The 18004-nt window shown below is 45.2% G+C and carries 18 protein-coding genes; 10 read left to right on the top strand and 8 right to left on the bottom strand.

Going from position 1 to position 18004, the window contains the following annotated elements:
* Positions 1 to 334: 334 nt before the first annotated feature.
* Complete coding sequence (locus tag H6G00_RS05030) at positions 335 to 904, top strand: hypothetical protein (RefSeq protein WP_190795883.1); 570 nt, start codon at positions 335 to 337, stop codon at positions 902 to 904.
* Between the two features lie 68 nt (positions 905 to 972).
* Here the strand turns inward: H6G00_RS05030 and H6G00_RS05025 are convergent, their stop codons facing one another.
* Positions 973 to 1497 (bottom strand): PPC domain-containing protein, encoded by a 525-nt coding sequence (locus H6G00_RS05025; protein WP_190795882.1) that lies wholly within the window; start codon positions 1495 to 1497, stop codon positions 973 to 975.
* Positions 1498 to 1626: 129 nt separating this feature from the next.
* Here H6G00_RS05025 and H6G00_RS05020 point away from each other — a divergent pair, with 129 nt between their 5' ends.
* Positions 1627 to 2064: a thioesterase family protein gene (locus H6G00_RS05020; RefSeq protein ID WP_190795881.1), complete on the top strand. Its 438-nt coding sequence runs from the start codon at positions 1627 to 1629 to the stop codon at positions 2062 to 2064.
* Here the strand turns inward: H6G00_RS05020 and H6G00_RS05015 are convergent.
* From H6G00_RS05015 to H6G00_RS05005, 3 genes are read right to left on the bottom strand one after another with little or no spacing between them, the layout of a single operon-like run.
* Positions 2033 to 3457: a 2-succinylbenzoate--CoA ligase gene (locus H6G00_RS05015; RefSeq protein ID WP_190795880.1), complete on the bottom strand. Its 1425-nt coding sequence runs from the start codon at positions 3455 to 3457 to the stop codon at positions 2033 to 2035. The two genes, H6G00_RS05020 and H6G00_RS05015, sit on opposite strands and share 32 nt — an antisense overlap.
* 17 nt (positions 3458 to 3474) lie before the next feature.
* Positions 3475 to 4431: an o-succinylbenzoate synthase gene (locus H6G00_RS05010; RefSeq protein ID WP_190795879.1), complete on the bottom strand. Its 957-nt coding sequence runs from the start codon at positions 4429 to 4431 to the stop codon at positions 3475 to 3477.
* 19 nt (positions 4432 to 4450) lie between these two features.
* Positions 4451 to 4816, bottom strand: a complete 366-nt coding sequence (locus tag H6G00_RS05005) for a hypothetical protein (protein WP_190795878.1) — start codon at positions 4814 to 4816, stop codon at positions 4451 to 4453.
* Between the two features lie 225 nt (positions 4817 to 5041).
* Here H6G00_RS05005 and H6G00_RS05000 point away from each other — a divergent pair, with 225 nt between their 5' ends.
* Together H6G00_RS05000 and H6G00_RS04995 are read left to right on the top strand one after the other, a co-directional pair.
* Positions 5042 to 5377 (top strand): hypothetical protein, encoded by a 336-nt coding sequence (locus H6G00_RS05000; RefSeq protein WP_190795877.1) that lies wholly within the window; start codon positions 5042 to 5044, stop codon positions 5375 to 5377.
* A 54-nt stretch (positions 5378 to 5431) separates the two neighbouring features.
* On the top strand, positions 5432 to 6652 hold the full coding sequence (locus tag H6G00_RS04995; RefSeq protein ID WP_190795876.1) for an acetate kinase: 1221 nt from the start codon (positions 5432 to 5434) through the stop codon (positions 6650 to 6652).
* Here H6G00_RS04995 and H6G00_RS04990 read toward each other — a convergent pair.
* Positions 6639 to 7088 carry a GNAT family N-acetyltransferase gene (locus H6G00_RS04990; protein ID WP_190795875.1) on the bottom strand — a complete coding sequence of 150 codons (450 nt, stop codon included), beginning with the start codon at positions 7086 to 7088 and terminating at the stop codon, positions 6639 to 6641. The two genes, H6G00_RS04995 and H6G00_RS04990, sit on opposite strands and share 14 nt — an antisense overlap.
* 226 nt (positions 7089 to 7314) lie before the next feature.
* Here H6G00_RS04990 and H6G00_RS04985 point away from each other — a divergent pair, with 226 nt between their 5' ends.
* Both H6G00_RS04985 and H6G00_RS04980 read left to right on the top strand, forming a co-directional pair.
* Positions 7315 to 8817: a cryptochrome/photolyase family protein gene (locus tag H6G00_RS04985; protein ID WP_190795874.1), complete on the top strand. Its 1503-nt coding sequence runs from the start codon at positions 7315 to 7317 to the stop codon at positions 8815 to 8817.
* 241 nt (positions 8818 to 9058) lie between these two features.
* Positions 9059 to 10222: a hypothetical protein gene (locus H6G00_RS04980; protein ID WP_190795873.1), complete on the top strand. Its 1164-nt coding sequence runs from the start codon at positions 9059 to 9061 to the stop codon at positions 10220 to 10222.
* 279 nt (positions 10223 to 10501) lie between these two features.
* On the opposite strand, the gene H6G00_RS04975 is transcribed toward H6G00_RS04980, so the two are convergent.
* Together H6G00_RS04975 and H6G00_RS04970 are read right to left on the bottom strand one after the other, a co-directional pair.
* On the bottom strand, positions 10502 to 10954 hold the full coding sequence (locus tag H6G00_RS04975; RefSeq protein WP_190687823.1) for a ribonuclease III domain-containing protein: 453 nt from the start codon (positions 10952 to 10954) through the stop codon (positions 10502 to 10504).
* 3 nt (positions 10955 to 10957) lie between these two features.
* Complete coding sequence (locus H6G00_RS04970; RefSeq protein ID WP_190641325.1) at positions 10958 to 11176, bottom strand: helix-turn-helix transcriptional regulator; 219 nt, start codon at positions 11174 to 11176, stop codon at positions 10958 to 10960.
* Between H6G00_RS04970 and H6G00_RS04965 the strand changes: the two genes are divergently transcribed.
* The 4 genes from H6G00_RS04965 (at position 11175) to H6G00_RS04950 (ending at position 15793) form a co-directional block, all read left to right on the top strand.
* Complete coding sequence (locus H6G00_RS04965; protein WP_190795872.1) at positions 11175 to 11369, top strand: hypothetical protein; 195 nt, start codon at positions 11175 to 11177, stop codon at positions 11367 to 11369. The two genes, H6G00_RS04970 and H6G00_RS04965, sit on opposite strands and share 2 nt — an antisense overlap.
* Complete coding sequence (locus tag H6G00_RS04960) at positions 11333 to 13324, top strand: glycosyltransferase (RefSeq protein WP_190795871.1); 1992 nt, start codon at positions 11333 to 11335, stop codon at positions 13322 to 13324. The genes H6G00_RS04965 and H6G00_RS04960 overlap by 37 nt, the downstream gene beginning before the upstream one ends.
* Complete coding sequence (locus tag H6G00_RS04955) at positions 13324 to 14832, top strand: glycosyltransferase (protein WP_190795870.1); 1509 nt, start codon at positions 13324 to 13326, stop codon at positions 14830 to 14832. The genes H6G00_RS04960 and H6G00_RS04955 overlap by 1 nt, the downstream gene beginning before the upstream one ends.
* A 151-nt stretch (positions 14833 to 14983) precedes the next feature.
* Entirely contained in the window at positions 14984 to 15793 is an 810-nt protein-coding gene (locus H6G00_RS04950; RefSeq protein WP_190641322.1) for a class I SAM-dependent methyltransferase, read from the top strand.
* A gap of 20 nt (positions 15794 to 15813) precedes the next feature.
* Here the strand turns inward: H6G00_RS04950 and H6G00_RS04945 are convergent, their stop codons facing one another.
* Positions 15814 to 18000, bottom strand: a complete 2187-nt coding sequence (locus H6G00_RS04945; RefSeq protein ID WP_190795869.1) for a tetratricopeptide repeat protein — start codon at positions 17998 to 18000, stop codon at positions 15814 to 15816.
* Positions 18001 to 18004 lie beyond the last annotated feature (4 nt).

The raw sequence follows: 18004 nt of genomic DNA, 5'->3' as shown, positions 1-18004 counted from the left end.
TAAGCATTTCATAACCTTATACCAATTCCAAAAATTAGGACTACAGATGGAAGGGCACCCCGCTGAGCGGGGTGCCCTTCCATCTGTAGTCTCTTTTTAGAGAAACGTTATGAGTTGCTTCATGCTGGATAGCAGATTGTTAAAAAATTTCTTTTTATTTTGATTTTTGTCAACCTATTTAGCTGGCTAGCTGAAAGTTTTATTTACTAAAAGTATGGGCTACCCAAAAGCCCCCACGTCATACGTCATCGACTGTGGCAGGTTTTGCTAGTTCTGTATAGCTCTGCACAAATCTGCACCAATATTATCTCTGTGTACCACACAGGAGGGAAAAATGGTCTATGCCCCTAGTCCGCGTCCAGTTGCCAAGTTTACTCATTTTCAAGATGCAGAACAAATTATTAATAAGCTGAAAAAGTTTAGCTTTTCTAACGTTTACCTTTCCGTTGTTGCGTTAAACGCAGACGAGCAGGTTAATGAAGTAAACCTGCAAGCCAGGGCTGAAGATGAAGTTCAGGCACGAGTCACAGGTGCAACCCTAGCAGGTACGCTATTGGGGGCTGTAGGAGGCTGCATGGCAGGGCTTGGCTTCTTGGCTATTCCTGGAATTGGGTTAATTCTTGCAGTTGGAACGGCTCAAGCAACCTTGTTAGGAATGATTGCAGGTGCCGGAATTGGGGCAACGGGTTGTGGCTTACTCGAAACGAGAGCTTGTCACCGCCTTGCCCGACAAAATGCCCTCTTAGAGCTTTCTTGCCCTTCCCGATATGAATATGTAGTGCTGGTTGATGGCAACGAAGCTGAAGTGAGACAGGTTGAAGCCATTATTAGGCAACTGTGTTTGAATGAGGATGTTCACATCAAGCATCCCGCTCTTGTGTTTCAATCTGCTGACCTGGGGTGAACTAGAATACTCCATGCCACCCCAAAATCATCAGCTTCTCGTAGCGGTGGCTAACTAGATACGCTAGCCTATTGACTGGCAGACTGAGTGGGCGTTCTAATGAGGAGCTGATATCGACCCCTGCTGTTGCTGTCAAAACCGTTTGCAATCACGGTGTAAGTGCCATCAACAGGTAGGCTAACGTTTAGCGTGGAGTTGAAATTGTCTTGGGACACGTCATCATGTTGCCCGACAATTCGCTCTTGGGGGTCGAGCAAGATGAGAAATGTATCGAAGTCAGCGCTCTCTAAATCAATCGCTACAGACTGTCCGGCCCGCCCCTCAAAGGTGTGTTCATCGTAAAGACTACCGTCTTGAGGCAACACGAGATCTCCTTCTTCAAGTGCGCCTTGAATATCTAGTATTATTTGCTCATTGCTCTGATTTTGCTTTGTGTTGGGCAGAGTTTGAGCGGAAGGAGCGATCGTCTTTATCATATTTCCGCTTAACCCACTGGGCTGTTTTTGAGACAGAGCAACGCTGCCAAGTCCACCTATGAGTAAGGTCATCAACAGCGTGATTAGGCTAATAGAACCAATTTTATGAAACCGCATGAGTAAATTTTCCTATCAACAGGTTTACAACAACTGCTGTAATTGAACACCCCGACCTATATGACCTTTCACAAAAGCCATTGCAAGGCTTAAATTGCAAGGCTTAAGTTACTCTTCAGGTTAACACTTATGGCATTTGTCTATTTGCGAACCGTGTTTTTCCGAGATACGGATGCGGCTGGAGTCGTTTATTTTACTAACGTTTTATCAATGTGCCATGAGGCTTATGAAGCTTCTCTGGCAGCAGCAGGCGTTGATTTGAAACAATTTTTTGGTAAAGCAAAAACTGCATTTCCGATCGCTCATGCGAGTGTCGATTTTTTCCGCCCGATGTTTTGTGGCGATCGCCTCGCTATCCAAATGCAGCCCAAACAAACCAAGCCAGACGAATTTGAAATTACTTATCACCTATTTGCGGCGAAGGCTAACAGTTCACCTGATCTATCCGTCCCGTCTGCCAGCCTATCAAGAGCGTTGAGCAGACACGTTTGCATTGATTCGGCTAGCAGAACCCGCAGTCCTTTGTCAGCAGAAATCATTCACTGGCTGGATCAGTGGAGCGAGTAGCCAACCAATCAACAGCGATTTGGCGTAGCTGCTCTCGATTGATCTTCCCTTGAGCGTTACGGGGCAAAGATTTGACGGCGATCCAGTATTTAGGCTGTTTAAATTTGCTGAGCCGATCGCTCAGGGCGAGCCGCACCCTATCCGCTGAAATGGCTGAATTCTTTGGGATATAAACTGCGGTTATGACTTGTCCCCAATGGCGATCGTTTAGCCCCAGCACTGCTACATCTGCAACACATCCCGTTGCCCGAATTGCTGCCTCTACCTCAATTGGAAATACATTTTCTCCACCCGTAATAATCTTGTCATTGTTTCGCCCGACGACATGTAATTCGCCTTGCTCATCCAAAAAACCCAAATCATCTAGCCTGAATGTCTCTCCAAAACCCGGTTCAGGGTAATAACCCAAGGCAAGGGAATCAGCTTGAACTGTGATTTGACCTAATTGGTTTGCTCCTAAAGGCAGGTTGGCATCCCAGATAGTGATCCGAGCATGAGGTAAAACTTTTCCACAGTGACTCTGATTTGCCAAAAACTGATCTGGCTTTAACGTCGCAATTTGAGCCGCCGTTTCGGTCATGCCATAGGTTGGAGCTAGCCGAATCTGATGCTTTCGGGCAACTTGCAGCAGTTCAGCCCAGGCTGGAGCACCTCCTAACAGCACAGTGTGAAACTGTGTAAGCCAGTCTCTCAAATGAGAATCATGTAATAGTCGCTGGAGTTGAGTTGGTACTAGAGAGATAAAAAACTCTGCCGGCTCAATTTCTCTCGTTTCTCTTTCGATTCCTTTAAAAGGCACAATCACCAGTTTTCCCCCCGTGGTAAATGAGCGTAAGAATTGCATCAACCCACTCACGTGATAAAGCGGCAATACACAAAAGGAATTGATCTGATTCGTCTGAAAATACTGCTGAAACCCTTGCACCGCAGCCATTAACGTTTGCCAGGTGTGAATCGCAAACCGGATTTTACCGGACGATCCACCTGTTGGAATCATGATCCATCCTGCTTGATCAGGATGTAATTCTGTAGTTGAGCTGGGTGTAGGTTTTTTGAGGGATATATCTGAGAAAGCAGATAAACTGCAAGTTACTTCCGCCTCTCCCCAAATTAAATCGGGCTGAACCAGGCTCAGAACCTGTTCCCACTCTGCCTTAACCCAGTCAGGATTACTCAAAAAGACGGGACAGTTTGCACTACAAGCGGCAATAAAGCGAGCCAAAAATTGAATTGGATCTGGCTCAACTAACAAAAGTTTAGGTAAATTACCTGAAGCCTTAAGTGAGTGTAATTCTGCTAAAGACTGTGTAACCAGTTCTGCAAATTTCTCACTATCACATCCACCTAACCAGTCATTTGCGGTTTGATGGGGCAAATAGGTTAGGGGAAGCATAAGATTTCACTGGGCTACTACTTCTGAAAAGATACATTCTCAAAAGACGCTTGCCAATCTTCTGTGAACCAATGTTCAGTGCCAAAACCGATTGCTCTGGAGGGAGGTGGGAGATCCGCAATTAGCTTTGTCTCAATAAAACGGCGGGCGATCGCCGTCTCAAACACGGACGACCACACCACATCAGGCTCATAGGTTCGACAAAACTGACGCAGACGACCTGGAGAGCCTGCGATCGCTGCTTTCACAACAAAAATTCCGCGCCAACCCTGCTGATAGCACTGCTGCATTTGCGCTAGCGTAGCGACCGATTCATCCAAAGCGATCGGCGTTTGGAAGCGATCGCTCAGTTTCAACATTTGGTCAAACTGACTAACGGGTAAAGGCTGCTCTAAAAATTCAACTCCAACGCTATCAGCTACCTCTAGCCAGGTACAGGCTTGCTGCCAGTTTAGTCCTGCATTGGCATCAAGTCGCAGTTTGGCAGTGGAAGGTAAAGCATGTACCAGTTGAGTGAACACCTGTAATTCTTCCACTACAGGCGCTACACCAATTTTCCACTTAAACGTGCGGCTCCCTTGACTCCAAAGCGGCTCCCAGGCAGACAGAGCAGCTTTTCCTGTGGGTAAAAGGCTGCTGTAGGTGAGGGTAGGATTGGATTTTGCCAAACTGCTGTCATCCAAACTTTCCCAGGCAGACTCAAAGCCAAACTGACAGGCAGGCAAACTATCTGGAATCGAGAAAATAGTGTCTATCGTAATTTGCTCAGGTAGCTGCTGACAAAACGCCAACGCCTGAGATAAGCTCTCACTGCCAAACCATTCAATCGGGGCAATTTCACCTAGTCCAACTTGCCCTTCAGCATCAGTCAGTTGCAGCAAAATCCCCTGGCGATCGCTCCACAGACCATGACTAGTGAGTAACGGTTGTCGAAAACGACGGCTATAGGGGCGATAGTTCAGTCGATATTGCATTCGGAGAAGGTATTTCTCTTTAACGAGAAAATCGGTCGCTATCCTGCGCCCAATAGTCAGAACAGGTCATGGCTTCTGCTTTTAGTGCTTTATCTGGATGTACCGCACACTTAAGGTAAGGATTGGAGCCAAAGAAGCGACAGTTTGAGCAGGGTAATTGCTTTAATTTTGGAGAAGGAGGAACGTAACTGTGCGTCAGTTTCCAGATGAGCGATCGCCTCAAAGCCAGCACAATTCCAGCTAAAGCAATCAATACGACCGGTGCTGCCCAAAGCCCCTGTACGGGCATTTCTACATCGTTAACGGATGTCTGTCTATCAGGAACTTCATTCAAATTCATCTCTCGATTTGCAGTACTCTCAACTACCCCATAGTGACTAGACATTGCCGTTTGCATCCCTGTAGTGTTGCCCTTGAGCCTACTTGTGGTTGTATCCCAAAAGAGAGACTCGCTACTTCTTTCGACAGTTGGGTTCAGCTATTAGCTTTCTCCTCCAAAAGACAGATCTGTTGATTTTACTTGTCCTTCCGAGCTTTCACAGACTTCAATCCCCTTACCTCTAAGGTAGTCGAGTTGAGATAGAGGATTGGGCGATCGCTTCACAATTGTTTGAATTTTTACAAGCTCCAGTTTTATCGAGATGGGTTTGAGCCGGATGGTGATTTTTTAGTTGGTTGCCTGACCAATAACAGCGATCAAGCGGTCAGAGCAGCAGGCTTAAGCTACGGTTACTCCGGCAGAAACGTCATGGGAGGAGGAATAGGTTCTCTGGTCTTTCCATCTGAAGTCATCCAACCCGGACAAACAGTCGGATTTAGAAGCGATTTCACTGTTCATAGAGAGGCATCCCAGGTACAACTATCTTCTTTAAACTGGTGTTGGGAGCAGGACAATATTTGTGTCATGCAGCGTCAAATGTCCCTGTTAACTACAGTGAGTCGTTGAATCAAGAGTGACTTGCTCCTGATTATCCCTTTCTTGTTGTGGAGTAGGTCTACTATGAAAATTCTGGTTCTCAATGCTGGGTCGAGTAGCCAAAAGAGCTGTTTATACGAGATAGCGGATGACGGGCTACCCAACCAATCACCGTTGCCATTGTGGGAAGCAAAGGTCGATTGGACTCATCACTCAGGGTTTGCAGAAATCGAGGTCCAAACGGCGAAAGGGGAAACGCTGCAAACCGAAATTTCGGCAGATCGGGCTGCGGCGATCGCTCATGTGCTGGATACGCTCTGGAGCGGCTCAACCCAGGTAATTACCCAGCCTTCTGAGATCGATGTGGTGGGGCATCGAGTTGTACATGGCGGACAGGAGTATCAGCAAAGTGTGTTGATTGACAAGCCCGTGAAAGAGGCGATCGCCCGACTCATTTCTCTGGCTCCTGCTCACAATCCAGCTAACTTGGAGGGAATTGAGGCGATCGAGAAAACCCTGGGCAATCGGATTCCTCAAGTTGCTGTCTTTGACACTGCATTTCATGCTCAAATCCCTGCTGCTGCGGCAACCTATCCGATCCCTTATAAATGGTTTGAGCAGGGAATTCGGCGCTATGGGTTTCACGGTATCAGTCATCAATATTGCGCTGGGCGGGCAGCTCACGTCTTAGGGCGAGATCTCAAAGATCTGCGTTTAATTACCTGCCATCTGGGAAACGGTTGTTCTCTCGCCGCTATCCGTGATGGGCACAGTATAGATACGACTATGGGCTTTACGCCGCTCGAAGGCTTGATGATGGGTACCCGCTCTGGTTCTGTTGATCCGGGTATTTTGATTCACCTGATGCGTCAGGAAGGCTACACCGTTGACCAGATGGATCAGATGTTAAACAAAGAGTCGGGGCTAAAGGGCGTTTCTGGCATATCGGCAGATATGCGGCAGATTGATCAGGCGATCGCCCAAGGCAACACTCGTGCTCAGCTAGCATTTGATATCTATGTCCATCGCCTACGTTCCTCGATTGGCGCAATGTTAGCTAGTTTGGGCGGGTTGGATGCTCTCATTTTTACCGCTGGTGTAGGCGAAAACTCCGCTGCAATTCGGGCGGCTGCCTGTGAAGGATTTACCTTTTTAGGCTTAAACATAGACGCTGAGAAAAACACTCACTCCCCAGTCGATCAGGACATTGCGACCGTTGATTCAGCGGTACGAGTGTTAGTGATTCACACTGAGGAAGATTGGGCGATCGCCCAACAGTGCTGGCAACTGCTTAAGGGAGCCTGATATCTGTTTTAAGGACTGGTTTTTCCAAATGTTGCTCTGGATGCTCAAGTTCCGTGAAACCTAATTTGCGGTAAAACGGTTGAGCAGTGTGAGTCACCAGCAGCCATCGTCGCAAACTTTGAAGCTCTGGATGAGCCAAAATCACCTCAACGAGCCATTGCCCCAAACCGTTTCCCCGAAACGATTCTACAACAAAAACATCTGCAAGATAGGCAAAAGTCACATAGTCTGTCAGGACACGCGCAAAACCAACTAGTTGCGTATCTCGATAGATTCCAAAGGGCAAACTGTGATCAATAGACTTTTTGACTGCTTCAAAAGAGCGACCGATCGCCCAATAGGAATGATTCGCCAAAAAGTTATGGATCTCCTGCAGATCAAGCCGTTGACGATCGGTGCTAATCGTGTACTCTTCGCGATGCCATTCCTGAACCATAGAAGCATTAATACTAATTTGAATAAAGATGCACGGGCTACAGTAACTTGCAATCTGTGCAACCTACAACACTATACCAATCCCTGTCTATTGTTGGATCTAAGCCTGTTTTTAATGGGACATCGTAGCTTTTGGGTTCAAAATATACCTCCGTTAAGCAATACCCCATCCTTATCATTGCTGAAGCTTTTAGAATCAAGAGGTTACTAGCGGTAATGCATTGAATATGACGACGGGAATTTGGGTATTGGGCGACCAGCTTTGGATGGAGCAAGCAGCATTGCAAAGCTGCGTTGAGGAAGAGCGATCGCCCGTTATCCTGATTGAGTCCCGAAATTGGGCACAGCAGCGCCCTTACCATCAGCAAAAACTAGTGTTGGTCTGGTCAGCAATGCGTCACTTTGCCGAAGAATTGCGGCAGGCGGGCTGGTCAGTTGCCTATGAGAGTGCAGATGATTTTGCAACACCTTTAAATCAATGGGTGAAAGCAAATGGTGTCACTGAGTTGCGGGTGATGATGCCAAGCGATCGCCCTTTTCTTCACCTGATTCAATCCCTAGAGTTGCCCTGCAAACTCACCTTTATCCCCAACAATCACTTTCTCTGGACAAAAGAGGAGTTTAGGAAATGGGCAAAAGGGCGAAAAAACCTATTAATGGAATTCTTTTATCGAGAAGGACGCAAACGCTTTCAGGTTTTGATGGAGGGTAGCCAACCCACTGGAGGTGAGTGGAACTTTGATAAACAAAACCGCAAACCACCCAAAAGTAGACTCAAAACCCCTACTCCTCTTTGGTTTGAACCGGATGATATTACTCAATCAGTAATCGATTGGGTTAAGTCCGAAAAAATTTCCACCTACGGCAACGTTGAACCGTTCCGCTGGGGCGTAACCCGTCAGCAAGCGCTACAAGTGCTGGAAGTATTTACTCAGGAAAGGTTACCAACCTTTGGACCCTATCAAGACGCAATGGTGACAGGCGAAGAAACGATGTGGCACGCGCTGCTTTCCCCATATCTGAATCTGGGATTATTGCAGCCGCTAGAAGTGATTCGGGCTGCGGAACGGGCCTTTTATCAGCATGATTTAGATTTGAATAGCGCGGAGGGCTTTATCCGCCAAGTTTTGGGTTGGCGCGAGTACATGCATGGCTTGTATACCTATGTGGAAGATGACTACCCTCAACGCAACTGGTTTAACCATACTCAACCTCTACCAGAGTTTTTTTGGGATGCAGACAAAACCGATATGAATTGTCTACATCAAACGCTGAAGCAGGTAGAAAACTTAGGCTATGCTCATCACATTCAGCGACTGATGGTATTAAGTAACTTCTCACTAATTGCCGGGCTGTCACCTCAAGAGGTTGAAAGCTGGTTTCACTCTGCTTTTATTGATGCCTACGATTGGGTGATGCAGACGAATGTGATTGGTATGGGTCTATTTGCCGATGGCGGCATTCTCGCCTCAAAGCCTTACGCCGCCTCAGCCAATTACATCAACAAAATGAGCGATTACTGTAAGGGATGTGTTTACAAGGCAGGCGATCGCACAGGTGAAAAAGCCTGTCCGTTCAATTTCTTTTACTGGGATTTCCTCGCTCGTCACCGTGACAAATTAAACTCTCAGGGAAGAATGAACTTCATTCTGGCGAACCTCGATAAGATATCCCCCGCAGAGCTACAGGAAATCCGACAGAAAGCAGCAGAGTGGCATCAAACTCACTAGAAGTTGAAAGCCAAATTTTAATAAAAGCTCTATCGCTCAAAATGGGTGAAGTTGAGCGAGGAAAGCCAGGATTTTACAAAAGCTTCACGAGTAACAGTGTTTTTATTATTTATCACCAAGATGTTGCCTGCATCTAATACTTTCCTCAAATCAATAGATAACCTTACTACTGATTATTGAGCTTAACTCCCTGAGGAAGCTGTTACGAGTAATAGGCAACATCCATCTGGAGATAGAAATCATGAAGAAGATTCTCTTACCACAGATATGCTTTGCAATTTCCCTTTTATCCGCTTATCCAGCCTACGGAATTCCTGAAATTGAACCCAATAATTCTTTTACTGATCGGCAAACTTTGCCGTCTAACACAGCAAGCGTAAATGGTTCTATAAGTCCTGGTGATATAGACTTTTTTAAGTTCCCAGGCTTTGAGGCTGGTACAGGCTTCGTTGCAGAGGTCACTCAAGGTAATTTTGACTCGTTTTTAGGGTTTCTAGATGATAAAGGTGATCTTCTAGGGCTAGATGACGATGGGGGAGCAGAACCTCTCTCAAGAATTGCTGGAATAGTACCTGATAGCGGAAATATCAATTTAGGTTTAACTGGATTTGCAGATATTTCTTTTGTCGGCGATCATTTACAGTTGGGTGACTATGAGTTATCTATCGATACGTTTCCCTCTAGTGACGTCGACTATTCAGTTACCGAAGTTCCGTTTGTCTTTGAAGATATTTCTACAACAGGAACTCGTGTACTGGAGGGAGCTGATGATCAGACAGTTTCCGCAGATCTAGGATTCACGTTTAATTTCTTTGGGCAAGACTTCACCAGCGTTTCCTGGAGTCCCAACGGACTTCTAACGTTCGATGGATCAAACGGCGATTTTGACAACATCGACTTTAACGTACCTTTTCCAGACCTACCAGGCAGAGGACCCTTTGAAGAATTGCCGAGCATCGCACCCTTATGGGATGACTGGCGATTCTCTTCTCCTGGTACAGATGCTGGCTATTTTCAAACTTTAGGCAATCCAGGACAACGGCGCTTCATCACTCAATGGAACTTAGCCGAAGCTTTTCCTGATTCTCCAAGCGCTATTACTTTTCAGTCCGTTCTGTTTGAAGGAAGTAATGAAATTTTATTTTCTTATTTAGATGTAGATTCTGAAGACTCTCAAGCATTTGGAAATGGGGCAACTGTTGGTATTCGTAATACGCTTGGTGACCGAACAGGTGAGCTACTTCAGTTTTCTTTTAATACGCCTGCTATCAGAAATCGGCAAGCGTTGCTCTTTAGCCCTGAGTTAGTTCCTGAGCCAGTTCCTGAGCCTGCTTCCCTGCTTGGGCTTTTTGTGTTTGGAATGCTGGGTGCTGGCTCTGTGTTGACCTGCAAATCCCAGAAATAGGGTTGAATCTATCCGACAAGAATTTAGAGTTATCTACGTTTTTAGCTTTGGGTTAAATTTTCCCCAGGAAAATTTAACCCGAGGCAATTAGAGGATGCCTGAGAAGTAGCTAATTCCTTGTGTAAGGGCGAAGCATTCGGCAAGCGATCGCCTAAAAGAGCAAAAGATCTTGCCCAAATGCTTCGTTCCCTACAAGTAATCTTGAATAAGTTAAGACTCTCCAGACATCGTCTTAAACGTTAAGCGATGGTGGCGATCGCCCTCTCCAAACTTTAGCCTTCAAACCTCATCTGGAAAATCATTCTGAAATATTTTTTTGACTACCCCTCTAGCGTTACTAAATCCCCCGTCTAAATAAACTGCGCCAATGATTGCCTCTAGCGTTTCAGCTAATACATAGGGTTGCTCGTTTGCCCGCATTTTCTTTTCACCCACTCCAAGTTTAATAAACAGCCCAACTTCTAAAACTTTGCCCAGCTGAGCCAAGTTTTCTTCCCGCTCTAGCTCAATTCTTCTAGTTGTGATTTCTTGCCTGGAATTGCAGCCCGATCGCACTAAAAATTCGGTCAAGACCGTCTTTAGAACGCTATCTCCCAGCGTGCGATAAATTTCCTGATCTTCATGGATCTGGTTCTGCTGTTTTTGCTCCAGTGCATAGGCTTTGCGGGTCAAAGCTCGGTTGAGCAAGCGTTTATCAAAAAAGAAATATCCTAAATTTTGTTCCAGACTCATGGCTTAGCTTAGATAAAGCTGAATAAACTGCTGAGCCGCATCAGGATTAATCTGCTTCAGAGCTTTGACGATTTCAACGATGGTTTCTGGGGCAGGTTCCTCCTGCTCATGCAGCCACATAAAGAGTGTAGATCGATCAATGCCAGAAGCCAAAACTAGCCGACTTTGGCTGATGCTGTAGGTCTCTAGAACCTGCTTGAGTGATTTATTTGCCTTTCCCATGCTCTCAGTGTTATCAGAGAATCTTGTGGTGGCGATCGCCACACTGATACATTTCAGAACACAGGCTTTTGCTCATACTTTCAGGATTTTGCAGCGAGAATGGGCTAAAGTTAGGGCGATACTTGTGCCGAAAACGCTGTCCGCTGGGGTGATTAGATGGCTAGTCAACTTGCTCAACGAATGCCGCTCGTGAGCGTGGTGATTCCGACCTATAACTGCGATCGCTACATCGTTCAAGCGATCGAGAGCGTCCTGAATCAGACCTACAGCAACTCTGAAATTATCGTTGTTGACGACGGTTCCACCGACCAGACCCAGCTTGTCCTCAAACCCTATCTCAACCGCATCCACTACATTCACCAGGAAAATCAGGGCGTATCGGCAGCCCGTAATCTCGGCATTCAAGCAGCCAAGGGTGAATTTATTGCTTTCCTGGACGCAGACGATTTTTTCCTTCCCGACAAATTAGCTGACCAGGTTGCCTGCTTTGAAGCAAAACCCTCGTTGGGTGTAGTCTCCAGCGGTTGGTACATGGTTGATGAACAGGGCAAGGACATCATTGCAGAACATAAACCCTGGCTAGGACTGCCGCACCTCAACCTGGAAACCTGGTTACTGTGGCGACCCGTTCTGCCCAGCGCTCTGATGCTGCGGCGCAAATGGCTGGAAGCAGGCGCATTCGACACGCGGCTCAGCTATGCGGAGGACGCAGAACTGTTAATTCGTTTGGCTGCGATGGGCTGTGAATCGGCTTGGATAGAGAAACTATCTCTAGGCTATCGGCGGCACTCCAGCAGCGCTACCAGCCACCAAAATGTGTTGAAGCAAGCAGAATCCTTTGACGCAATTTATGAAAGCTTTTTTGCTCAACCTGACTTACCTAAGTCTATTTCTAAGCTAGAAAGAGGGGCCCATTACAATTATTTAGTTTGGCTAGGCTGGCGATTCTACCAAACTTCTCAACTGAGCAAAATGTCAGAATATCTGCGTCGTGCGTTGCTTTATTCGCCCTATTCACCTTCAGCAACTGTGTCTAATTGGGTGCAATCCTTCAGCGATTATGCACTCGGTTCTGGGGAAGAATTGGACGCTCATGCACTCAGTAACTTACCCGAATGGAAGCAGTTAACGCATATCGTTCTAACTCAAAAAACACCTAGAGTTAGTGTGATTATTCCAGCCTATAACTGTGCTGAATATATTGCTGAAACGATCGAAAGCGTACTGAATCAAACCTATAGCGACTACGAAATCATTGTGGTGGATGATGGCTCCACAGACGCAACTCGGGAGGTGGCAAAGGCGTATGGCGATCGCCTTCAATACGTCTATCAACAAAACCAGGGAGCAGCAGCAGCCCGTAATCGGGGTATGCGATTAGCCAGGGGTGAACTGATTGCTTTCCTGGATGGAGATGATCTATTTTCATCCGACAAATTAGCCGTTCAGGTTACTTACTTCGATGCCAATCCATCCGTAGGTATGGTCAAAACGGGTTGGCAAATTATTGACCAGCAAGGAAAATTTGTTTCCACTGTAGAACCGTGGCACTACGCGCCCAAACTCGATTTAGCCACACTGGTACTTTATAAAGTCTCTCGTCCTAGCGCCTTGATGGTGCATCGAGACTGGTGTGAGCGGACTAATGGCTTCAATACTGATTTTGCGATTGGAGAAGATTTAGATTGGATGCTCAGGCTGGCATTAATGGGCTGCGAAATTGCCTGGATACGCCAAATTCACGCCCGATATCGTCAGCATTCTGACAGTCTGATGTCGAGCGGTTCCAGACTACGCACCGATATGGAAAACGTCATGGATCAATTTTTTGATCGAGCTGACGTTCCAGACTCAATTCGCCAACTAAAAGCGCAAGAACGCTATCAAAGCTTAGTCTGGATTGCCTGGAGAATGTATCGGGACGGTTGCAGCGAAGAGATGGCAAACTGTTTAGAGAAATCTTTAAACTACACATCACTTTCATCGACTGAAACTGTCTTAAACTGGATTAATCTTTTTACCTCAGCTTCAGCTGAATATGGCTATGAGTTAGATGTATACTCTTTGATTAATTCATCCGACTGGCAGCGAGTGATACATGTTATCAAGCAGTGCGATCGCCACCCTATTTCTTCAGCTCAACTTTAATGAAACACATTCTTTTATATAGTGATGATCCGGGAGAGGGGGGCTTAGCTCAGTACGAATATTCCCTGGTTTGTCAACTCAAGAATTTGGGCTATCAGGTGTCTAATGCTCATGGTAAACCGCTCAATGAAAAAATTGAACGGGAGCAAGAATTAGGCATTCAGCAAATCAATTTAGGTTTTACATCGGGTCAAGACTTTACGCGCACACTCAAGGATCTCGGCAGTGCCGAAAATATCTTTAGAGAAGCAAAGCCTGACCTGATTGTGTTTAGCGATGGCTGGCCATTTTCCACGTTTGCAGCAAAGCAAACTGCAATTCAGTTAGGTATCCCCTACGTGATTGTTTTGGGGTTCATTAATGCTGAATGCGCCAACTTTTCCTATGGAGATGGAGTAGATTATACCGACGCCGTTTCTCATCATTACAATCAGGCAAAAGCCTTAGTAGCTGTCTCTCAAGAGAATGCAGATCTAATTCACCAAATCTATCGAATTCCTCAGAGCAAAATCCAGATCATCCATTACGGTCGTCCCGCCAAATATTTTGAATCACCCGATCCATCAATTCGAGGAAAACTGCGCCAGCAGCTAGGATTGCCCGATGGAGCGATCGCCTGCTTAACCTCCGCTCGCCTTGCACCCGTTAAAGGGCATCAGTATCTATTAGAAGCAATTCAGCAGCTTAAACAAACTGATGTTTGGGAAAAGCTTTACTTTTTGTGGGCGGGAACGGGGACGGGCGATCGCTACTCCAACATCGAATCGCAGCTCAAGGAGTCTGTTAGGAAACTGGGCGTTACAGAGCGAGTAAAATTCCTGGGACAGCGCTCAGATATTCCTGATTTGCTCACGGCAAGCGACATTTTTGTGTTTCCTTCAAAAGCTGAAGGGATGCCTTTATCTGTGATGGAAGCAATGGCAAAAGGATTGCCTGTGATTGCCTCATCTGTTAGTGGCATTCCCGAAGAACTTGGCGACACTGGCAAACTACTACCCGATCCCAATAGAGATCCAGAGGGAACCGTTAGAGAGTTAGTCAATACGCTTCAAGCTTGGGCTGGGGATAAACAATTACGCGCCTCTGTGGGTCAAGCGTGTCATCAACGAGCCGCCAAAATGTTCAAAGAAGAGCGAATGCTGGCGGAGCATATTGCCATGATTGAGCAAGCTTTGTCTGGTGAGGACTCTACTAAAGGTGAGAACGAGACAGATTTACTTGATCCATCTTGGATTCAAGAGTTAGCCAAACGCATCGCCTATGGCTCTATAGTGTGGAATGCTTGGCGGTTACAGCATCAGGGTGATTTGAGTGGAATGTCCAAACTACTAAAAACATCCATAAAAGACATTCCCTTCTCAAGAACGGAAGCGGTTCTAAATTGGATAGAAAGTTTTGCAAAATTTTCTCTTGAAAAAGGAGAAAAACTAGATACTTATTACCTGACTACTTCAGTAGAATGGCAAAACTTAATTTGCTCTGTCCAACAAGAAAAAATACTTAAATAAGTAGGCTTAGTTCATGGATGATACGTTACGCTATTGCTAACATATCAAGCTTTGTAACACAGTGCATTACGGCTTTGCCTGACACACTCTACAATATCGCTTACTTAGGAAGTATACTTACCCTCACTTACCTGAAAATAACTCACAACGCATGGACATTACTTTAGACTACCCAGTAAATCCACAGCCTCGATATGGATATGGTAAGCCTCCCCATGCAAAACTTCACGAGCTTATTGATAAGCGCAGACAGTCCTATAAGGAAGTATTGAATCTATTTCTGAAGTATGAAAGTGATTTACTCAAACTTCCTAAAGTGCCTGATCAAGACAATCTGAAAGAGCCTGCCTGGATTAATTCTTGGATTCCAGGAAGCGATTCAACTGCGCTTTATTGCCTGCTACGGCTCTGTAACCCTGGACAATATTTTGAAATTGGATCGGGAAATTCTACTAAGTTTGCGAGACGAGCAATTACCGATGGCAACTTAAGAACCAAAATTTTTTCCTTTGATCCGCAGCCGCGTGACGAAGTGAACTCTATCTGCGACTCGATGGTTAGAAAACCAATTGAGGATGTTGATGTTAGTATTTTTGAGCAGTTAGAAGAAGGAGATTTTCTATTCGTTGATAACTCTCATCGTTTATTTATGAATTCAGACGTAGCGGTCGTTTTCTTAGATATTTTGCCTCGATTAAAGAGAGGCATTTTTGTAGAATTTCATGATGTCTTTCTACCCTTTGACTATCCGCCTCAGTGGAAAGATAGACACTATTCTGAGCAGTACATGCTGGCAGCCTATCTCTTAGCAGAAGGCAAAAAATTCGATGTTCTGTTACCTAACGCCTTTGTAGGCGTTGACCCAGAGCTTAGCAACATTCTATTACCTCTATGGAAGAAGCTAGAGATTGACGCAAGTGTGGCTAGACACGGAAGCTCCTTTTGGATTAGAACAAATTAAGGGGAGATTTGTATCACTGACTAATTCCAGTTAAACTCAATACCAAGATATTCTTCCAACATCTGATTGTGTGGCTTGAAGTAATCCGCTAAGGTCCGCCGTAACGATTCACTTACAGGAGACTTATAGTCTCCTGGGTAGTAATTCTTATATTTATTGAGCTGGTAGTTAGGCAATCCCAAAAAGTTGAAAGTATCTGCTACTACCTTCGCAGGATTTGCGTACAAGTCTTCACTCTTTATAATTAAGAGATTTTCTTTAGGAAATAGCTTCGTCCATCTTTTAATTGAATACACGTAAAGACTATTTAAGACATAACTCCAAGACTTACTGAAATAACTACCGTCAGTTAAAGTTTCCTCTGTAGCATCCTTCAAAATTTCTAATTCGGAAAAAATTGCGGTCTCTAAAGAACGTTCTTCATAATGCGCCCGCACAATATCATGATAGTGAGAAATCGTTCTATCTACTGGATTTCTCAGGAGCAGGATGAGTTTTGCATCAGGAAATAAGGAGAATAACTTTTGATCAGCTTCAGGAAATGCAAGGTAGCATGGTGTTGCCTCCCCAGTTAAAAACTTTAGCCCTTCAATTTCGCAGGGAAATTGAGCTAAATACCAGGGTAATCCTTCATCAAAATAGTGACTAAAAAAGTTAACTTCCTTCTGTAGGGCAGGCAAAACTTGGGGATGTTTGACCAGGTACTTATACAGAGAAGTTGTGCCCGCTTTACCGACCCCCAAAATGAAAAAGTCTGGCTTGTGTGAGCTACCAAACTGCCAGGAATAGTTTGCTAAATCAGGCTTGGTCTTAATCAGCTTTTGATAACAGGCCTGTTGATAGTAAGGAATTGCTTCATTAATTTTTTTCTGGGTTGAAAAGACGTTCCCTAACTGAAAATAATTCCAAAAATTGCTTGGATTAAGCTGAATAGCCTTCTGGTAACAGAAAGTCGCTTCTTCGAGTCTCCCTGGTTGTAATAGATTGTCTTTTACCCAGGGGTAGAATCGATGTGAAATACGTCGAGATAAAACGTCTCCTAGTTTCTCGTAAGCTCCAAAAAAGTCTGGGTTCAATTTGATCGTCCGACGATAATATTCTTCCGCGTTGTGCCAATCTCGCTGCCATGCAAGTGCTTCTCCTAATGCATAGTTAGACCAGCAAAAGTTTGGGTTCAATTGAGTGGACTGACGATATAAGGCGATCGCCTCATCAACTCGCCCCAGTTTTTCTAGAGTTCGACCTAGTTGATAGGAAGCAATATGGTTCTCAGAATTTAATTCAAGCGTTTTCTGATAGTACAAAATCGCTTCTTCTAGCTGCCCCTGCCGCTCCAATATGTCAGCTAGATAGAAATAAGATACATGAGAAGTTGGGTTTAGTTCGGCTGCACGACGATAGCTAGCAGTCGCATCTGCTAGCTGATTCACAATTGCCAGAGCTTCCCCTAATCGCTGATGTGACTCGTAAAGTTCTGGATTTAGCTGAATTGCGCAGCGATAACAGTCGATCGCAGCTTCGGTCTGTCCTTGAATAACTAGCGCTTCGGCTAAGCAATGGTGGACTTGGGCATCTTCTGGGCTGAGCCGAACAGCATGTTGAAAGCAGGCGATTGCTTCTGACAACTGATTCTTCTGTAGTAGTAGATTGCCCAAATCAAAATAGAGCTGAAAGACCTCAGAATCTAGCGTAATTGCTAGCCGAAAGCAGCCAATTGCTTCGTCAATTTTTCCTTGCTGAGCTAAGACTCTCCCGAGCTGATAGTGAGCTTGAACAGAATCTGGGCTAAGTGCAGTAGCTTGACGGTGAGCGTTAATTGTTACTTCGTCAAGATAGCGTTGTTCAACCAACAAATTCTCTAAAAGCTGATGAAACAAATCATTTTGTGGATCGAGTTGAATTGCTTTTTCGAACCAATTTCTTGCCTGATCTAAATGTCCCTGTGCCTGCAAAATGCTACCTCGGTTTTTGCAAGCCAGAGCAAAATTAGGATCAATTTTGAGTGCGCGATCGCAAGCAATGATTGCCTTTTCTAGCTGTCCATGAACATAGAGAACTTCTGCCAAGTCATTGTAAGCGATTGCATCATGAGGATTTTTAGACAATGCCTGTTTGCAGGCTGAAATTGCTTCATCTAATGTTTGAGTATTTCTATGCAAGCTATTGTTGGGCAATGCTGTAGTCACTGAATTGGTTGATGAAGACATTTCT

The organism is Leptolyngbya sp. FACHB-541, from assembly GCF_014695875.1.
In the GTDB taxonomy this organism is placed as follows: domain Bacteria; phylum Cyanobacteriota; class Cyanobacteriia; order Elainellales; family Elainellaceae; genus JAAUTN01.
This window is presented reverse-complemented; position numbering and strand designations above follow the sequence as displayed.

Coding starts and splice junctions, on each gene's coding strand:
- H6G00_RS04950 (WP_190641322.1), top strand. CDS start 14,984: ATGGACATTACTTTAGACTACCCAGTAAATCCACAGCCTCGATATGGA.
- H6G00_RS04975 (WP_190687823.1), bottom strand. CDS start 10,954: ATGAGTCTGGAACAAAATTTAGGATATTTCTTTTTTGATAAACGCTTG.
- H6G00_RS05030 (WP_190795883.1), top strand. CDS start 335: ATGGTCTATGCCCCTAGTCCGCGTCCAGTTGCCAAGTTTACTCATTTT.
- H6G00_RS05005 (WP_190795878.1), bottom strand. CDS start 4,816: ATGTCTAGTCACTATGGGGTAGTTGAGAGTACTGCAAATCGAGAGATG.
- H6G00_RS04955 (WP_190795870.1), top strand. CDS start 13,324: ATGAAACACATTCTTTTATATAGTGATGATCCGGGAGAGGGGGGCTTA.
- H6G00_RS05010 (WP_190795879.1), bottom strand. CDS start 4,431: ATGCAATATCGACTGAACTATCGCCCCTATAGCCGTCGTTTTCGACAA.
- H6G00_RS04970 (WP_190641325.1), bottom strand. CDS start 11,176: ATGGGAAAGGCAAATAAATCACTCAAGCAGGTTCTAGAGACCTACAGC.
- H6G00_RS05015 (WP_190795880.1), bottom strand. CDS start 3,457: ATGCTTCCCCTAACCTATTTGCCCCATCAAACCGCAAATGACTGGTTA.
- H6G00_RS04990 (WP_190795875.1), bottom strand. CDS start 7,088: ATGGTTCAGGAATGGCATCGCGAAGAGTACACGATTAGCACCGATCGT.
- H6G00_RS05025 (WP_190795882.1), bottom strand. CDS start 1,497: ATGCGGTTTCATAAAATTGGTTCTATTAGCCTAATCACGCTGTTGATG.
- H6G00_RS04980 (WP_190795873.1), top strand. CDS start 9,059: ATGAAGAAGATTCTCTTACCACAGATATGCTTTGCAATTTCCCTTTTA.
- H6G00_RS04995 (WP_190795876.1), top strand. CDS start 5,432: ATGAAAATTCTGGTTCTCAATGCTGGGTCGAGTAGCCAAAAGAGCTGT.
- H6G00_RS04965 (WP_190795872.1), top strand. CDS start 11,175: ATGCTCTCAGTGTTATCAGAGAATCTTGTGGTGGCGATCGCCACACTG.
- H6G00_RS05020 (WP_190795881.1), top strand. CDS start 1,627: ATGGCATTTGTCTATTTGCGAACCGTGTTTTTCCGAGATACGGATGCG.
- H6G00_RS04960 (WP_190795871.1), top strand. CDS start 11,333: ATGGCTAGTCAACTTGCTCAACGAATGCCGCTCGTGAGCGTGGTGATT.
- H6G00_RS04985 (WP_190795874.1), top strand. CDS start 7,315: ATGACGACGGGAATTTGGGTATTGGGCGACCAGCTTTGGATGGAGCAA.
- H6G00_RS04945 (WP_190795869.1), bottom strand. CDS start 18,000: ATGTCTTCATCAACCAATTCAGTGACTACAGCATTGCCCAACAATAGC.